Annotated in this window: 12 protein-coding genes; 5 read left to right on the top strand and 7 right to left on the bottom strand. The window is 74.3% G+C overall.

Translation table 11 applies throughout. The features are described from left to right. Positions 1 to 55 precede the first annotated feature (55 nt). Positions 56 to 1,639, top strand: coding sequence for a purple acid phosphatase family protein (locus ACFWP2_RS08830; protein WP_380449553.1), 1,584 nt, complete (start codon positions 56 to 58; stop codon positions 1,637 to 1,639). 55 nt (positions 1,640 to 1,694) lie between these two features. On the opposite strand, the gene ACFWP2_RS08835 is transcribed toward ACFWP2_RS08830, so the two are convergent. Next, positions 1,695 to 3,005: a sensor histidine kinase gene (locus tag ACFWP2_RS08835; RefSeq protein WP_380449554.1), complete on the bottom strand. Its 1,311-nt coding sequence runs from the start codon at positions 3,003 to 3,005 to the stop codon at positions 1,695 to 1,697. A 161-nt stretch (positions 3,006 to 3,166) separates the two neighbouring features. Here ACFWP2_RS08835 and ACFWP2_RS08840 point away from each other — a divergent pair, with 161 nt between their 5' ends. Both ACFWP2_RS08840 and ACFWP2_RS08845 read left to right on the top strand, forming a co-directional pair. Next, positions 3,167 to 3,790, top strand: a complete 624-nt coding sequence (locus ACFWP2_RS08840; protein WP_380449555.1) for a hypothetical protein — start codon at positions 3,167 to 3,169, stop codon at positions 3,788 to 3,790. Positions 3,791 to 3,949: 159 nt separating this feature from the next. After that, entirely contained in the window at positions 3,950 to 4,684 is a 735-nt protein-coding gene (locus ACFWP2_RS08845) for a (2Fe-2S)-binding protein (protein WP_380449556.1), read from the top strand. Between the two features lie 144 nt (positions 4,685 to 4,828). On the opposite strand, the gene ACFWP2_RS08850 is transcribed toward ACFWP2_RS08845, so the two are convergent. Beyond that, positions 4,829 to 5,581: a FadR/GntR family transcriptional regulator gene (locus ACFWP2_RS08850; RefSeq protein WP_380449557.1), complete on the bottom strand. Its 753-nt coding sequence runs from the start codon at positions 5,579 to 5,581 to the stop codon at positions 4,829 to 4,831. Between the two features lie 294 nt (positions 5,582 to 5,875). Between ACFWP2_RS08850 and ACFWP2_RS08855 the strand changes: the two genes are divergently transcribed. Beyond that, the gene (locus ACFWP2_RS08855) at positions 5,876 to 7,384 is read left to right on the top strand and encodes an APC family permease (protein WP_380449558.1); all 1,509 of its coding nucleotides are present in this window, start codon (positions 5,876 to 5,878) and stop codon (positions 7,382 to 7,384) included. Continuing rightward, positions 7,381 to 8,586 carry a CaiB/BaiF CoA transferase family protein gene (locus ACFWP2_RS08860; RefSeq protein ID WP_380449559.1) on the top strand — a complete coding sequence of 402 codons (1,206 nt, stop codon included), beginning with the start codon at positions 7,381 to 7,383 and terminating at the stop codon, positions 8,584 to 8,586. The genes ACFWP2_RS08855 and ACFWP2_RS08860 overlap by 4 nt, the downstream gene beginning before the upstream one ends. Positions 8,587 to 8,842: 256 nt before the next feature. On the opposite strand, the gene ACFWP2_RS08865 is transcribed toward ACFWP2_RS08860, so the two are convergent. From ACFWP2_RS08865 to ACFWP2_RS08885, 5 genes are all read right to left on the bottom strand, one after another. Further along, positions 8,843 to 9,895, bottom strand: a complete 1,053-nt coding sequence (locus ACFWP2_RS08865; protein WP_380449560.1) for a hypothetical protein — start codon at positions 9,893 to 9,895, stop codon at positions 8,843 to 8,845. 181 nt (positions 9,896 to 10,076) lie between these two features. After that, complete coding sequence (locus ACFWP2_RS08870; protein WP_380449561.1) at positions 10,077 to 11,684, bottom strand: alpha-amylase family glycosyl hydrolase; 1,608 nt, start codon at positions 11,682 to 11,684, stop codon at positions 10,077 to 10,079. 226 nt (positions 11,685 to 11,910) lie between these two features. Continuing rightward, the gene (locus ACFWP2_RS08875; protein ID WP_380449562.1) at positions 11,911 to 12,618 is read right to left on the bottom strand and encodes a bifunctional 4-hydroxy-2-oxoglutarate aldolase/2-dehydro-3-deoxy-phosphogluconate aldolase; all 708 of its coding nucleotides are present in this window, start codon (positions 12,616 to 12,618) and stop codon (positions 11,911 to 11,913) included. After that, entirely contained in the window at positions 12,615 to 14,261 is a 1,647-nt protein-coding gene (locus ACFWP2_RS08880; protein WP_380449563.1) for an amidohydrolase family protein, read from the bottom strand. The genes ACFWP2_RS08875 and ACFWP2_RS08880 overlap by 4 nt, the downstream gene beginning before the upstream one ends. Beyond that, positions 14,261 to 15,562 (bottom strand): amino acid deaminase, encoded by a 1,302-nt coding sequence (locus tag ACFWP2_RS08885; protein ID WP_380449564.1) that lies wholly within the window; start codon positions 15,560 to 15,562, stop codon positions 14,261 to 14,263. The genes ACFWP2_RS08880 and ACFWP2_RS08885 overlap by 1 nt, the downstream gene beginning before the upstream one ends. Positions 15,563 to 15,733 lie beyond the last annotated feature (171 nt).

The raw sequence follows: 15,733 nt of genomic DNA on the forward strand, positions 1-15,733 counted from the left end.
AAAGTTCACGCGGCGGAACCGGCCCGGTTCACCTTCGTCCGGTGGGCTGGCCGCCATGACTGATTCCAGTGGACGTCCCTCCGTCAGCAGGCGCGGGCTCCTGGCCGGTGCGACCGGCGTCGGCCTCGGCGGTGCCGTCTCCCTCTCCGGCGTCCCGGCCACCCCCGTCGCCGCCTCCCCGGTGCTCTGGCAGCGGCCGGACCGCTCCGGCGCGCCCCGCGTGGCGGGCCTGCACCTCCAGTTCGGCTCGGACGCCTCGCGCGAGGTGGTGGTCTCCTGGCACACCACCAGGTCCGTCGGCAACCCGCGTGTGGTGTACGGGACTTCGAACAACGGCTTCGGCCGGACGGTCCAGGCCGCGACCCGCACCTACCGGGACGCCGCCTCCGGCACCGAGGTCCAGGTGCACCACGCCCGGCTGACCGGCCTGCACGCCGACACGGACTACGTCTACGCCGCCGTCCACGACGGCACCACCCCCGAACTCGGCACCGTCCGCACCGCCCCACGCGGCCGCTCCGCCTTCACCTTCACCAGCTTCGGCGACCAGGGCACCCCCACCCTCGGCCGGAAGACCGCCGGGGGCTACGTGAACGACAACCTCGGCAGCCCCGCCGCCGGCGACACCACCGCCGGAGTCGAACGGATCGCCCCGCTGTTCCACCTGCTCAACGGCGACCTCTGCTACGCCAACATCGCCACCGACCGGGTCCGCACCTGGTCCGACTGGTTCGAGAACAACAGCCGCTCGGCCCGCCACCGCCCCTGGATGCCCGCGGCCGGCAACCACGAGAACGAGAAGGGCAACGGCCCGATCGGCTACGGCGCCTACCAGGCGTACTTCGAACTGCCGGACGCCCGCTCCGACGCGGAGACGCACGGCCTGTGGTACTCGTTCACGGCCGGCTCGGTGCGCGTGATCAGCCTCAACAACGACGACGTGGCCTACCAGGACGGCGGCAACAGCTACGTCCACGGCTACTCCGGCGGCGCCCAGCAGCGCTGGCTGGAGCGGGAGTTGATCGCGGCCAACGCGGACCCGGGGATCGACTGGATCGTGGTCTGCATGCACCAGGTGGTGATCTCCACCGCCGACAGGTTCAACGGCGCCGACCTCGGCGTCCGCGAGGCCTGGGTGCCGTTGTTCGACAGGTACGGCGTGGACCTGGTGGTCTGCGGCCACGAGCACCACTACGAGCGATCGCACCCGATCCGCGGCCAGCAGCCGACCGACACCCGCACGCCGATCCCGGTCTCCACCGGCACCGGGACCATCGACACCACCAAGGGCACCGTCCACATGGTCATCGGCGGCGGCGGCACCTCCGTCCCGTCCAACCAGCTGTTCTTCGACCCCGCCAAGGCCCGGGTGATCACCGGCGTCGGCGCCGTCGACCCGGCCACCGGCAAGCGCCCGCCGGTGTACGTGATCGAGGACGCCCCCTGGTCCGCCTTCCGGGACGCCGACAACCCGTACGGCTTCGCCTCCTTCGACGTCGACCCGGGCGGCCGCGACGGGCAGACCACCATCGGCGTCACCTACTACTCCGTCAGCGGCCCGTACGGGGACCTCGTCCCGGTCGACCGCTTCACCCTCACCCGCCCGCGCGGCAGCCGCGGCGGCGGACGGGGCCACTGAGCCTCCGCGCGCACCCGGGGGCGGAACCGAGCGGCCGCCCCCGGGCGCGCTCGTCTCAGCGCCCCGGCAGGGAGCAGCCGACCCGCCAGCCCGTGGGGGTGCCCGGGCCTGCCGCCAGCGAGCCCCCGTGGGCGGCGGCGCGGGCGGTGAGCCCGGCCAGGCCGGTGCCGCCGGCCCCGGGCCGGCGGCGCAGCAGCGGCTTGCGGGCGGGGCCGCCGTCGTCGGTGACGGTCAGCTCGACGGCGCCGCCCTCGCCGGGGGCCACCCGGACGGTGACCTCGGTGGCCTGCGGGGCGTGCCGGCGAATGTTGGTGAGCGCCTCCAGGACCACGGCGTACGCGGTCGCCTCGGCCTCGGCGGAGAGCCGGCCCGCGGTGCCGGGCGCCAGCTCGGCGGTGGCGCGCAGGGCGCCGGTGGAGCCGAAGCGGGCGACCAGCTCGGGGAGGTCCGCCAGACCCAGCCGACGCGTGGTCGCTCCGCCCGCCTGCCCCTCCCGGTCCGACGGGCCGGAGCCGCCGGAGCCACCGGATCCGTCAGAGCTGCCGGAGCTGCCGGACCGGGAGGAGCGGTCGCCGCTGCCTCCCTGGCCGCTCGGCTCGCGCAGGGCACCGACCATCTCGTCCATCGAGTCCAGTGCCCGCAGCCCGGCCTCCTCCAGGCGGCGCAGCAGTGCGGCCGTCTCCTCCGGCTCCTGGCCCGGGAGTTGACCGGCCTGGGCCTCCAGCACGATGCCGGTGACCTCGTGGGCGACGAAGTCGTGCAGGCCCCGGGCCACCTCCAACCGCTGTTCGCGCCGGGCCCGGGCCACCGCCCGCTCCCGGCGGGCGTCCAGGACCCGCAGGTACAGGGCCGCCCCCGCGACACCGAGCAGCGGCAGCAGCGAGAGCAGCACCCCGACCACCGGCCCGGCCGCGCCGCCCTGCGGCGTCCGCAGGGTGAACCGCAGCGGCAGCAGCACCGCCGCCAGCCCGACCAGCCCGCCGACCGGACCGGCCCAGCGGTCGGGCAGCCGGCGGACGGCCCGGAACAGCAACCCGAGCAGGGCGAGCCACTCGAACGGCAGCCAGAACGCGGGCAGCCGGTACGGCCCCGGGTAGACCACGTCGACCAGCAGCGAGACCCCGGCCACCGCCCCGGTGGCCGCACCGAGCGTGATCCGCCCGGCGGCGGGCCAGGGCAGCAGCGCCACCACCGCGACGAGCACCGCCGTCAGGGCGAGCAGCACGGCCGCTCCCCGGGCATCCGGCTGCGCCAGCAGGACGGGCGCCAGCAGGGCGAGCGCGGAGACGGCGGCGAGCGGCCGACGGATCCGGGCCGGCCGCGGCCGCGCGGGACCGGGGTGAGCGAGAGCAGAGTCGGTGCGCACCCGGCCGAGCCTACGGGCAGCTCCCCCGGGGGAGGCGGAGTCCTCCTCAGGTGGGACGGGTCTACCCGTCAACTCCCCTCCACAGCGGGAGGTCCGCGCGACCGGGCGGGAGCATGATCGGTGGTGTCGGAACACCCGCGTCGAAGGAGACCCGAACCGCCATGAACCGCCGCCTCGCCACCGCCGCAGTCTCACTCCTCCTGCTCACCGCGACCGCCGCCACGGCCGCGCCGGCCGCCGTCGCGGAACCGGCCCCAGCCGAGTCGGCCACCGCGCCCGTCAGCACCGGGTCGGTCGCCACGGCATCGGTCACCACCCCGGAACAGGCCGCCGCAGCGGGCGACTTCGGGCCGGTCGCCGTGCGCGGCACCGGCGACACCATCCTCACCTCCTCCTTCCATGGCTTCGAGGGCGACCCGGTGCGGATCTCGGTGGACGCCCGCGCCGCCACCAACACCGATCCGCGCACCACCACGGGCCACTTCCACGTCCGTCACGTGCACACCGACGGCCGGCTGGTCGCCGACTTCGAGGGCGACATCACCTGCCTGGCCGTCGGCGGCCGGGAGGCGATCGCCACCGGGGTGGTCACCAGGAGCGACGCGCCGTGGTTCCCGGGCCTGGAACTGGTCGGCCAGAAGGTCGCCCTCTCGATGGAGGACAACGGGCGGCACGGGGACCGGATGGGCTGGGTCTGGGGCGCGTTCGGCCAGCCGGTGTCGGACTGCCAGGGCACGGTACCGTTCATCCGCACGACCAGTGGTGACTTCTCCGTGCGCAGCTGACACCCGGCCGACCGGACCCACCAGGGCCGTTCGGATCCGACCGGAGCTGCGCACCGCTGTCCGAGCGCCCGCAGACCTGGAGGCCCCGTTGTCCCTCGACCGTCCGACCACCCCGCCACCGGCGGGCGCGGGGTTCAACGACCGCACAGGGGAGGGCCGTTGACCCCCGCGCCCGACCGGCAGCCGCCCGATTCCTCCCGGCTCGCCGCCGTCGGGCCGTACTTCGCGCTGGACACCTCGTCGGCCGGGCGGCCACCCGAGGGCTTCCGGCCGCTGGCCGAGCTGTACGGCACCGGACCGGACGCGCCGCTGGCGGCGCGGATGCGGGTGGTGGCGCAGCGGCTCGGCACCGGCGAGCCCCGGGTCGCCGCCTCGATCCTGCACCTGGGGCTGGCCGCCCGTTTCTGGTCGGTGGGGCTGGGCTCGGCCGTCCTGCTGGGGACGGTCCCGACCCTGGAGCACGCCTGGGTACGGATCCCGGACCAGGGCCCGCTCGACCTCTGGACACCGCCCGAGCCCGCCCGGCCGGCCGCCGGAACGCTGGCTGACCAGCTCCACGAGGCTGTCCTGCTGGGCCAGTTGGCGCCACTGGCGGAGGCCGTCCGGGCCGTCGCCCCGCTGTCCCGTCGCCTGCTGCTCGGCAATGCCGCCTCCGCGCTGGCCGGGACGCTGCGGGTGCTGGACGCCCATGTGCCGGACGCCGCACAGGCCTTGGCCGCGGAGCTGCTGGACCGTCCGCCGCTGGCCGGATCGGGCACCCTGCGCACCGGTCCGCGCGGAACGGCGTTCCGGCGGAACAGCTGCTGCCTCTACTACCGGGTCGGTCCGGGCGCCGGGCTCTGCGGGGACTGCTGCTTCAGCACGCCGCCCGGCCGCGGGAAGCGGAACGCTTAATACCTTCACACCTGAAGGTCATGCCACTCTCCCGCCGCCCTCAGCCGCGCACCCCGGCCCGGTCCGCCACCGCCACCGCCACCGCCATCACCAACGGCTCCGGCGGCGAGGGAGGGATCCGGGAACGGCGGCACGGCCACCGGTTCAGCCGTCGTCCGCCAACTCCAGGTGCCGCCGGACCAGATGGTGCACGCAGGCCACCGCGTGCGCTTCGGCGGCGGCCCGGGCGCAGGCCGCGTCGCCGGCCAGCACGGCGACCAGGATCTCCCGGTGCTGCTCGGCGAAGCGCTCCTGGTCCGGCCCGTACGGGGCGGGCAGCCAGAGCAGCGGGCCGAGTTCGGCCTGGAGCCGGACGGCGAGCTGGGTGAGCCGCGCCGACTGGGCGGCGACGGCGAGTTCGATGTGGAAGCGGGCGTCGGCGCGGCGCTGTTCGGCGGGCCCGGCGGCATCGCGCAGGTCGTGCACCAGCCGGATGAGCCGGGGGCCGAGGTCGGCCGGGGCGCGCTCGGCGGCGAGCCGGGCGGCGGTGCCGAAGACGGCCAGTTCCTCGTCGCCGAGGTCGCGCAGGTCGACGGTGGCGAGGTCGCGCAGCCGGGCGAGCTGGAGGTGTTCGCAGCCCTCGGCGGGGGTGCGGACGAAGCTGCCGCCGTTGCGGCCGCGCCGGGTCTCGATCAGTCCGGCCTCGCGGAGCAGGGCGAGGGCCTCGCGCACGGTGCCGTTGGCGACGCCGAGTTGGTCGGCCAAGTCGTTCTCGCTGGGCAGTTGGTCCCCGTCGACGACCAGTCCGAGGGCGATCGCCTCGGTGATCCGGCGGGCCACCGCGTCGGCGCGCCCGAGGTCGGCCAGCGGCGCGAGGACGGCGCTGAGCAGCGGGGCCGCACTGCCGATGGCCGTCATGCCGCTCCCCTTCTCGGTCGCCGTCGCCGGGTCGTCGCCGGGCCGTCGCCGGGCCGTCGCCGGGTCGTACCGGATCGCACCGGATCGTCGCCGGATCACCGTCCGGATCACGACCGGATCACCGTCCGGCCGGATGTTTCCCGCAGGGTACCTCCGCTCTGGCGCGCACTCTTGCCGCTAGAAACCCGATCTCGTATGTTTTCCCGCAGCCTCGGCCCGAACAGCGCCCCGCAGCGCCCAGCAGCACCCTCGCAGCGCTCCCCACGCATCACGACACGTTCCCAGGAGCAGGTCATGACCGATGCCAGTGCACGTGCCACCGTCCACTCCCCGGACCCGGACGCCGAACGGCTGGCCGCCCTCGGCTACACCTCCGAGTTCAAGCGCGACATGAGCCTCTGGGCGAACTTCTCGCTCGGCTTCACCTATCTCTCCCCCGTCGTCGGCGTGTACACACTCTTCGCCTCCTCGCTCCAGACCGCCGGGCCGCCGATGGTCTGGAGCTTCCTCATCGCGGGCCTCGGCCAGCTGCTGGTGGCCCTGGTGTTCAGCGAGGTGGTCGCCCAGTTCCCGGTGGCCGGCGGGGTCTACCCGTGGGCGCGCCGGCTCTGGGGCCGCACCTGGGGCTGGCTGACCGGCTGGGTCTACCTGCTGGCGCTGATGTCCACCATCGCGGCGGTCTCCTACGGCGCCGGCCCGTACGTGGCCGCCCTGCTGGGCGTCGAGCCGAGCACCGCGACGACCGTCTGGTGCGCGCTCGGCCTGCTGGCGCTCGCCACCGTGATCAACCTCGGCGGAACCCGGGTGCTGTCGGCGGCGGCCGTGTTCGGCTTCGCCGCCGAGCTGCTCGGCGCCCTGGCGGTGGGCGCCTGGCTGCTGCTGACGCACCGCTACCACGGCCTCGGCGTGGTCTTCGACCGCTTCGGCGCGGGCGGCGACGGCGACTACACGGACGCCTTCCTGGCCGCCGGGCTGATCGCGGTCTTCCTGTTCTTCGGCTTCGAGGCCTGCGGCGACGTCGCCGAGGAGGTGCCCGACCCGGGTCGACAGATCCCCAAGTCGATGCGGCGCACCATCTACGTCGGCGGCGCGGCGGCGATCGGGGTCAGCCTGGCGCTGGTGATGTCGATCCAGGACATCGGCGCGGTGGTCTCCGGCGACGACAAGGACCCGGTGGCCAAGGTGCTGCACGACGCCTTCGGCGCGGCCGGCGCCCGGGTGGTGATCGGCGTGGTGCTGATCTCCTTCCTGTCCTGCGTGCTGAGCCTCCAGGCGGCGGCGAGCCGGCTCGCCTACTCCTTCGCCCGGGACCGGATGATCGTGGGCAGCCGGCTGCTGGCCACCGTCTCGGACCGGCTGCGGGTGCCGCCGTACGCGCTGCTGCTCGCCGCGGCGCTGCCCGGTGTGATCATCGTGGCCGCCTCGGCGCTCTCCGAGGGCGCCCTCACGAAGATCATCTCCTTCTCCAGCATCGGCATCTACCTGGCCTTCCAGATGGTGGTACTGGCCGCCCTGCGGGCCCGGCTGCGCGGCTGGCGCCCGAGCGGGGACTTCCGGCTCGGCCGCTGGGGCCTGGTGGTGAACATCGGCGCGCTGGTCTACGGCGTCGCGGCGATCGTCAACATCTGCTGGGGCCGTACCCCGGACGCCGCCTGGTACGACAACTACCTGGTGCTGCTCTCGGCCGTGGTCGTGCTCGCGGTCGGCGGGCTCTACCTCCTGCTGGCCCGCCCGCACCTGCGCGGCGACGCCCCCTCCGGCGACGCCGCGGCCGCGACCGAACCGGCCGGAGTGCGGGCATGACCGGACTCCCGCTGGACGGCGTCCTGGTCGCCGACTTCGGCCGGGTCCTCGCCGCGCCGTACCTGACCATGCTGCTGGCCGACCTCGGCGCCGACGTGATCAAGGTCGAGCAGCCCGGCAGCGGCGACGACACCCGCGCCTGGGGACCGCCGCACGCCCAGGGCGAGGCCACCTACTTCCTCTCCGTCAACCGCAACAAGCGCTCCCTCACCCTCGACCTGCGCGACCCCGTCGACCACGCCCGCGCGGTCGAACTCGTCCGCCGCGCCGACGTGCTGGTGGAGAACTTCCGTCCCGGCACGATGGCCCGCCACGGCCTCGGCCCGGACCGCGCCCAGGCCCTCAACCCGCGGCTCGTCTACTGCTCCATCACCGGCTTCGGCCCCGGCAAGGGTGCCGAACTGCCCGGCTACGACCTGCTGGTGCAGGCCGTCGGCGGTCTGATGTCGGTGACCGGCCCGGCCCCCGGCGAACCGGTGAAGACCGGCGTCGCCCTCGTGGACGTGCTGACCGGACTGCACGCGGCGGTCGGCGTGCTGGCCGCGCTGCGCGAACGCGAGACCACCGGCCGGGGCCAGCTGGTGGAGCTGAACCTGCTCTCCACGCTGCTCTCCGGCCTGGTCAACCAGTCCGCCGGCTACACCCTGGCCGGCGCGGTGCCGGGCATCCTCGGCAACCGTCACCCGTCCATCGCCCCGTACGAGGTGTTCGCCGCCGCCGACCGCCCGCTGGTCGTCGCGGTCGGCAACGAGCGGCAGTTCGCCGCGCTCTGCCGGGGTGTGGACGCCCCCGAGCTGGCCGGCGACCCGCGTTTCGCCACCAACTCCGACCGGGTCGCGCATGTGGCCGAGCTGGCCCGCGAGCTCTCCGCCCGGCTCGAACTCCGCACCGCCGCCGAGTGGTTCGCGGTGCTCACCCCGCTCGGCGTGCCCTGCGGACCGGTCAACGACCTGGCCGAGGCCTTCGACCTCGCCGACTCGCTCGGCCTGCGACCCCGGGCGCCGCTGCCCGGCCCGGACGGCCGCCCGCTGGACCTGGTCGCCAACCCGATCGGCCTCTCCCGCACCCCGCCCCGCTACCAGCTGCCCCCGCCCCGGCTCGGCGAGCACACCGCCGAACTGACCGCCTGGCTGGCCACCCCGTACGACGAAGCACCACACGAAGAGCCCCCGCACGACGAGGACTTCGAAGACCGCCCATGAGCACCCCGCACGACACCAGAGACGGCACCGGCACCGGCACCGGCACCGGCACCTCCGTGTCCGACCCGCTCGACCTGATCGACTTCACCACCCTCCTCGACCCCCGCACATGCCGGGGCTCGCGTCCGGCCTGTCCAGGGCCGGGCGCGGGCCGTTGTTCCCCACCCGTTGCCGATGCCCGTGGCACCGGGTGAAGTCCTTCCGAGGAGTGTGCGCAGAGGGGCACATTCGAACGGGGCACGCTCGAACGGCGCGGTCAGACCGCGACCGTCTCCTCCATCTCCTCCTCCGCGTCCTGCCGGGGCTCCGGCAGACGGCGTCCACGGCCCTCGTACATCGCCGCGGCCACCAGCACGACGCCGCCGAGCAGCAGCCAGACCAGCAGGGTCACGACGTGCCCGCCGACACCCGCGCCGCCGTCGAAGTACAGGATGCTGCGCGCGCCCTCCAGGAAGCCCGCGCCCGTCCAGAATCCGTGCAGGCCGCCGAAGAAGCCGTTCTGCAGTTCGGGCCGGTAGATGCCCCCGGAGGAGGTGAAGTTCAGCATCACGAACAGCACCATCATGGCCAGCGTGGTCCACCGCTTCAGGAAGCTGTGCAGGCCGATGCCGATCAGCAGGATGCCCGCCGAGTAGAGCCAGCCGAGCGCCCAGATCGCCGCGTAGTCGTGGTCGACCACGTGGAAGACCGGCCCGGCGGTCACGATCCCGATCACACTGACCACCAGCGAGACCGCCACACCGACCAGTGCCCGGATCCTCATGCTCAGCCCCGCGCCGGCCGCACCGATCGCCGCGACGCTGGCGTAGGAGCCGATGCTCAGCGCGACCAACAGGAAGAACAGGCCCTGTCCGGTCGGGTCGCCCTTGGCCGGGGTGGTCAGGTCGGTCACGTGCAGCGGAACGCCCTGCTGGTCGGTGACGGTGGTGAACACCGCCGTGGCGGCCACCACCGAGGTGTCCGAGTTGCCCTTGGCGACGATCAGCTCGGGGCTCTTGGCGTCAGGGACGAAGGCGCCCACCAGGTCCCGGTCGCGCAGCTGCTGCTCGGCGGCGGCCCGGTCGTCCACGGTGCGGACGTCGAGCGCGTCCCCAGCCTTGCCCTGGATCGCCTGTGCCAGTCCCTGTGCCTGCGGCGTGGTGCCGACCACGGCCACCTTGAGGTGGTGCGGCTCGGGCTGGTGGAAGGCGCCCTGGTAGGCGAGCGCCATGCCCAGGCACATCAGCAGCGGGGTGATCAGGTGGGTGACCAGGTGCTTGATCGAGTGCCCCAGGGCGGGCGCCGCAGCGGGGTTCCGGGGTGTGCTCATGGCGTTCGTACCGTCCTCCGGTGGTGTCTCTCAGTGGCAAGAAGGTGACAAATGCAACCAATACGGGTGGTAAATGCAACCATCTATGGATGTAGCTTACAACTATCCGACATCGATCGGAAGCCGGGACCCGACCGGCCGGGGTCCCGGCTCCGACCGCGGCGGCCGTCGGCCCGGGCCGTCAGCCCAGCTCGAACACCCCGTACGAGAACCCGTCCGCCCGCAGCTCCCCGTCCACCAGCCGCACGCCCTGCACCTCCAGCGGCCGAACGCCCGGCGCCCACCGGGCGCCGCCCTCCGGCAGGCCCGCCAACCGTACGGACGCGGGCTCCCGGCCCGGGTTGACCGCCACCAGGTACCGCCCGGCCCGGGTGTACACCAGCGGGTAGCCGGCGTGGCGGACCTCCAGCCCGCCGGCCGCGCCCAGCCCCGGGTGCGCCCGGCGCAGGGCGATCAGCCGCCGCACGGTGTGCAGCAGCGAGGTCGGGTCGGCGCGCTGGGAGAGCACGTCCGGGCGGTGCGGGTCCGGATCCACCGGCAGGTACAGCCGCTCCGGCGGGGCGCCGGAGAAGCCGGCGGTCGGGCCGGGCGTCCACTGCATCGGGGTGCGCGAGCCGGCCCGGTTGTACCGCGGGCCGAGCACGCTGCCCTCGGTGTCGGGCAGGCCCGGCAGGTAACGCATGCCGATCTCGTCGCCGTAGTAGACGGCCGGGAGGGTGGGCCAGGTGAGCAGGAAGGCGAAGGCGGGGGCGAGTTGCTCCGCGGTGCGCGGGCCGGCGGCCAGGCGGGAGAAGTCGTGGTTGGCGGTGGGCAGCACGATGTGCCCGTTGCCCTCGGTGAGTTCGGCCGCGGAGCGCCAGGCGTCCAGGAAGGGCTGCGGGGTCCCGCGGCCGTCGGCCTCGAAGTAGCAGGCCTCCTGGTGCCAGAACTCCTCGACCGTCCCGCCGTTGTTGTTCCAGAGCGATCGCAGGGGCAGGCCGTGGTCCTCCCCGCCGAAGTGCAGGAAGAAGTCCGCGTGGAAGCCGGCCCCGACGGCGGTGGCCGGGTCGCCCCACTCGGCGAGCAGGACGGCCTCGGGGTGGTCGCGGTCCAGCCAGTCGCGCAGCTCGGTCCAGAGCTTGGCGGTCTCCACCTTGCCCGGGTCGTCCTTGACCAGCGAGTACGCCATGTCCACCCGGAAGCCGGACACCCCGAGGCCGAGCCAGTGCGCCATGATCTCGCGCAGCGCCGCCCGGTTGGCGCGTGGGCCGTCCGCGTCCACCGCCTGCCGCCAGGGCTCCTCCGAACTGCTCTGGGCGTAACCGAAGTTGAGCGCCGGCTGGCAGTCGAAGAAGTTCGGCCGGTACCAGCCGGGGCGGCTGCCGGGCGAGGCGACGAAGCCGTCCACCGGGCGGTCGGACCAGATGTAGCGGTGGTCGGACGGGTCCTCGGCGGAGGCCAGGAACCAGGGGTGGCGGTCGGAGGTGTGCCCGGCCACCAGGTCCAGCAGGACCCGGATGCCCTTGCGGCGGGCGGCCTCGACCAGGGCCGCCAGGTCATCGGTGCTGCCGTAGCGCGGGGCGGGGGTGAGGTAGTCGGTGACGTCGTACCCGGCGTCGCGGAACGGTGAGGCGAAGCAGGGGTTGAGCCAGACGGTGTCGACGCCGAGCCAGGCGAGGTGGTCCAGGTGCCCGGCGATGCCGGCGAAGTCGCCGATGCCGTCGCCGTCGGAGTCGGCGAAGCTCTGCGGGTAGATCTGGTACAGGACGGCGTCGGCGAGCCAGTCGGGGCCGGGGCGGGTCGAGGTCATGGGCGGTTCCTCCTGCCGGGATCCGGAGCCCGGGGCCTGGCCGGGCGGGGCTGAGCCGGGACGGGCTCGGCCGGGGCCGAGCCGGGTGCCCCCGATTCTCGTCCAATCCCGGCCGTCCCGACAGCCCGCCTCGCCCCGCCGCCGCCTTCTTCACGAGGCCCGCACCCACGCCGGCACCACCGCGACGACGGCCCCGCGAAGCCGCCCCCGCCCGTACGAGACCTTCCTACGAGACCGCCCCCGCACAGGCCGCCGTGAACGCCCGGGCCCGCCGGGTGATCTCCGCCCAGTCGCCCGCCGCGACCACATCCGGCGGCACCACGTCCGTCCCCGCGCAGACCGCGAGCGCGCCGTGCGCCAGGAACTCGGCGGCGTTGCCCGCGTTCACCCCGCCGGAGGCCACCAGCGGCACGTCGGGGTAGGGGCCGCGCAGGTCCTTGAAATAGCCGGGACCGAACGCCCGGGCCGGGAAGATCTTGACGGCGGCGGCACCGAGGTCCACCGCGTGCGCGACCTCGGTCGGGGTGAGCGCCCCGAGCACCACCGGCACCCCGGCGGCGGCCGCCGCGTCGGCGACCTCGGGCCGACAGCCGGGGGTGACCAGGAAGGCCGCCCCCGCCTCGACCCCGCGCCGGGCCTGCTCGGCGGTCAGCACCGTACCGACGCCGACCCGCCAGCCGGCCTTCGAAGCCTTCAGCAGATGATCCGTCACATCCGGTGTGGTGTAGGTGAATTCGGTGAGGTTGATGCCGCCCTCGGCGAGGGCGGCGCAGAGCGCGGCGGCGTCCGGGATCCGGGGTGCGCGGACCACCGCGATCACCGATTCGTCGCCCAGCACGGAGAGTTCGCGCAGCACGGGGAGCTCGGTCAGGGCGGAGGAGGCGGAGTGGACGGTCGGGCCGGAAGGATCGGACGGGGCGGAGAGCTCGGTCATATGGCCAGGGTTCCTCGATCGGTGCGGCGCAGGGCGCGCCCGGGCCGGGCGCCCGTGGTGCCGCCCTGCCGGACGACGGCGGTGCCGTTGACGTACACGTACTCGATGCCCTCGGCGGGCAGCCGGGGGTCCTCGAAGGTGGCGGCGTCCCTGACCTTCCCGGGGTCGAGGAGCACCAGGTCGGCGTGGTGGCCGGGGGCGATCCGGCCACGCCGGTCCAGTCCCAGCCGGGCGGCCGGGCGGCCGGTCATCCGGGCGATCGCCTCCTCCAGCGTCAGCACGCCCAACTCCCGGCTGTAGTGGCCGAGGTAGCGGGGGAAGGTGCCCCAGGCCCGCGGGTGCGGCCGGGCACCGACCAGCAGCCCGTCGCTGCCGACGGTGTGGACGCGGTGGCGCATGATCGCCCGGACGTTCTCCTCGTGCCCGACGTGCTGGAGGATCGTGGTGGCCAGCTCGTCCCGGCGCAGCAGGTCCAGGAACACCTCGGTGCCGGTCCGCTCCTCCTCGGCGGCCAGTTCGGCGACGGTCCGGCCGACCGCGCCGGCGAGCGAGGCCGAACGGACGCCGGAGATCTGGATCGTCGCCCAGTCGGTGACCACACCGTGGCAGCCGTCACTGCCCTTCTCCTCCACCTCGTAGCGGATCTTCGCGCACTGCGCGGGGTCGGCGAGTCGCGCCAGCGTCGCGGCCGGGCCGCCCTCGGTGGCCCAACTCGGCAGCAGGGCGGCCAGGGTGGTGGATCCGGGCAGGTAGGGATAGCTGTCCAGGGTGAGGTCGACGCCGTCGGCGAGCGCCCGGTCGAGGAGCTCCAGCAGCTCGCCGGCCCGTCCCCGGTTGAGCCCGAAGTTCATCGTCGCGTGGGTCAGGTGCAGTGCGCAGCCGCTCCGCCGGGCGATCTCCACCATCTCCGCGTATCCCTCCAACGCCCCAGCTCCGTACGAGCGTTGGTGCGGGGCGTGGAAGCCGCCGTAGGCCGCGACGACGGTGCACAGCTCGATCAGCTCGGCGGTGTCCGCGTACATCCCGGGGGTGTAGCTGAGGCCGCTGGACATGCCGACCGCGCCGTCCAGCAGGCTCTTCGCCAACACCTGCCGCATCCGGTCGAGTTCGCCGGGCGTGGGCGGACGGTTGGCCCAGCCCATGGCGAGCATCCGCAGCGTTCCGTGCGGGACGAGGTAGCAGGCGTTGACGGCGACACCGGCGCGGTCGATCCGGTCCAGGTAGCCGGCGACGTCCCGCCAGTCCCAGTCGAAGTCGTCCGGATCGCGGTTCCAGCCCACGAGTTGGCGACGCAGTGCGGGCAGCGTGAGGTCGTCCACCGGGGCGTAGGACAGGCCGTCCTGGCCGAGGACCTCGCAGGTGACGCCCTGGGTGACCTTGGCCGGGTGCTCGGGTTCGCACAGCAGGGCGAGGTCGGAGTGGGCGTGCATGTCGATGAAGCCGGGGGCCAGGACCAGCCCGTCGGCGTCCACCGCCTCGGGGGCGTCGAGGCCCTCGCCGATCTCGGTGATCAGGCCGCCGGCGATCCGGACGTCGGCGCGGTAGCGCTCCGCGCCGGTGCCGTCCACCACGGTGGCGCCCCGGAAGACCGTGGCGCCCGTGCCGCGGCTCCGCCCCTCGGCGGCCGCTCTCTCCCCGGGCATCAGAAGAACGTCCTGACCAGGCCGGTGACCTTCGGCTCGGCCGCGTCCGCGGAGTCCAGCACCGGGATGGCCGTCCACTTGTCGAAGGCCGTGCACGGGTGCGAGACGCCCAGCCGCAGCACCGCGCCGATCGGCGCGAGGTCTCCCGCGTCTCGCAGGAAGGCGTGCTGGTCGTTGAGCGCGGTGATCCGGGCCGCCGTGCCGGTCAACTCGGCTCCACCGCGCACCCGCTGCGGCTCGGGCAGGCCCTCGTCGAAGGGCAGGTCGCGCTTGCCGGCGTCCAGCAGCGCGAGCTGCGGCTCGGGCCGGGAGACCACCCGGGCCCAGCCGTGCAGCGCGCCGCGGAACGGCGTCCGCCCGCCGTCCCGGGCGAGCGGGGAGATGCCCCGGTAGAAGCCGTCGTCGTGGGCGATGTACGCGCCCGAGCGCAGCACCACGAACGCCTCCGGAAGGTCCGCCAGCTCCTCGACCACCAGGTCGAAGTAGGCGCTGCCGCCGGCCGAGACCACCGGCCGGCGGTCGGCCGGGTAGGCGCTCGCCAACCGGCCGTGCAGGTCGCCGAGCTCCCGCAGGTAGCCGCGGACGGTGGCCAGCCCCTCGGCCGAGGCGTCGTGCGCGAGCGCGCCCTCGTACCCGCCGACGCCCGCCAGGCGCAGGGTGGGGGCGCGCAGCACGGCGGCGGCGACCTCGACGGCCGCGTCCACGCCGCGGGCTCCGGTCCGCCCGCCGGGGCCGCCGAGCTCGACCAGCACCTCGACCGGCCGCTCGGCCCCGGCGGCCCGCAGTGCCTCGTCCATCAGCCGGACGCTCTCGACGGAGTCGACCCAGGACAGGAAGGCGAAGTCCGGGTCGGCGGCGAGTTCGTCGGCGAGCCAGGCCAGTCCGGCCGGTTCGATCAGGGTGTTGGCGAGCAGGATCCGCTGCACGCCGAAGGCCCGGGCGATCCGCACCTGGGGCAGGTTGGCGAGGGTGATGCCGTGGCTGCCGGCGTCGAGCTGCGCCTGCCAGAGGGCGGGCGCCATGGTGGTCTTGCCGTGCGGGGCGAGCGCGACGCCCGCCTTGGCGCACCAGTCGGCCATGGTGCGCACGTTGTGGTCGAGGGCGGCGCCGTCGAGGGTGAGCAGCGGGGTGCCGAGCGAGGAGAGGGTGGGGCCGGTGGCGAGCCACTCCCTCGTACTGCGGCCCCACGACTGCGGTGGAGCGGCTTTGAACCTCCAGTCGAGCGGTTCGTCGGCCAGGGCGGCCACCGCGCCACGGGCGATGCCCGGTCCGGTTCCGCTGCTTGCGAAGGTCTGCTCCACCGTCTTCCTCCATCCGCACAGGTTGCAACATGTGCAACGAGGGTTGCACATGCTGGCAGGACGGTTCTAGCATCGGCGCCGGATCACGGTCAACGGACCTGACTCCCGGTCAACGGGGTCGGCTCACGTGCGGCGCCCTCGGACGGCGCGGCACGCACACGCTCACAGGCA

The sequence above is a fragment of the Kitasatospora sp. NPDC058444 genome, assembly GCF_042721415.1.
Lineage (GTDB): Bacteria > Actinomycetota > Actinomycetes > Streptomycetales > Streptomycetaceae > Kitasatospora.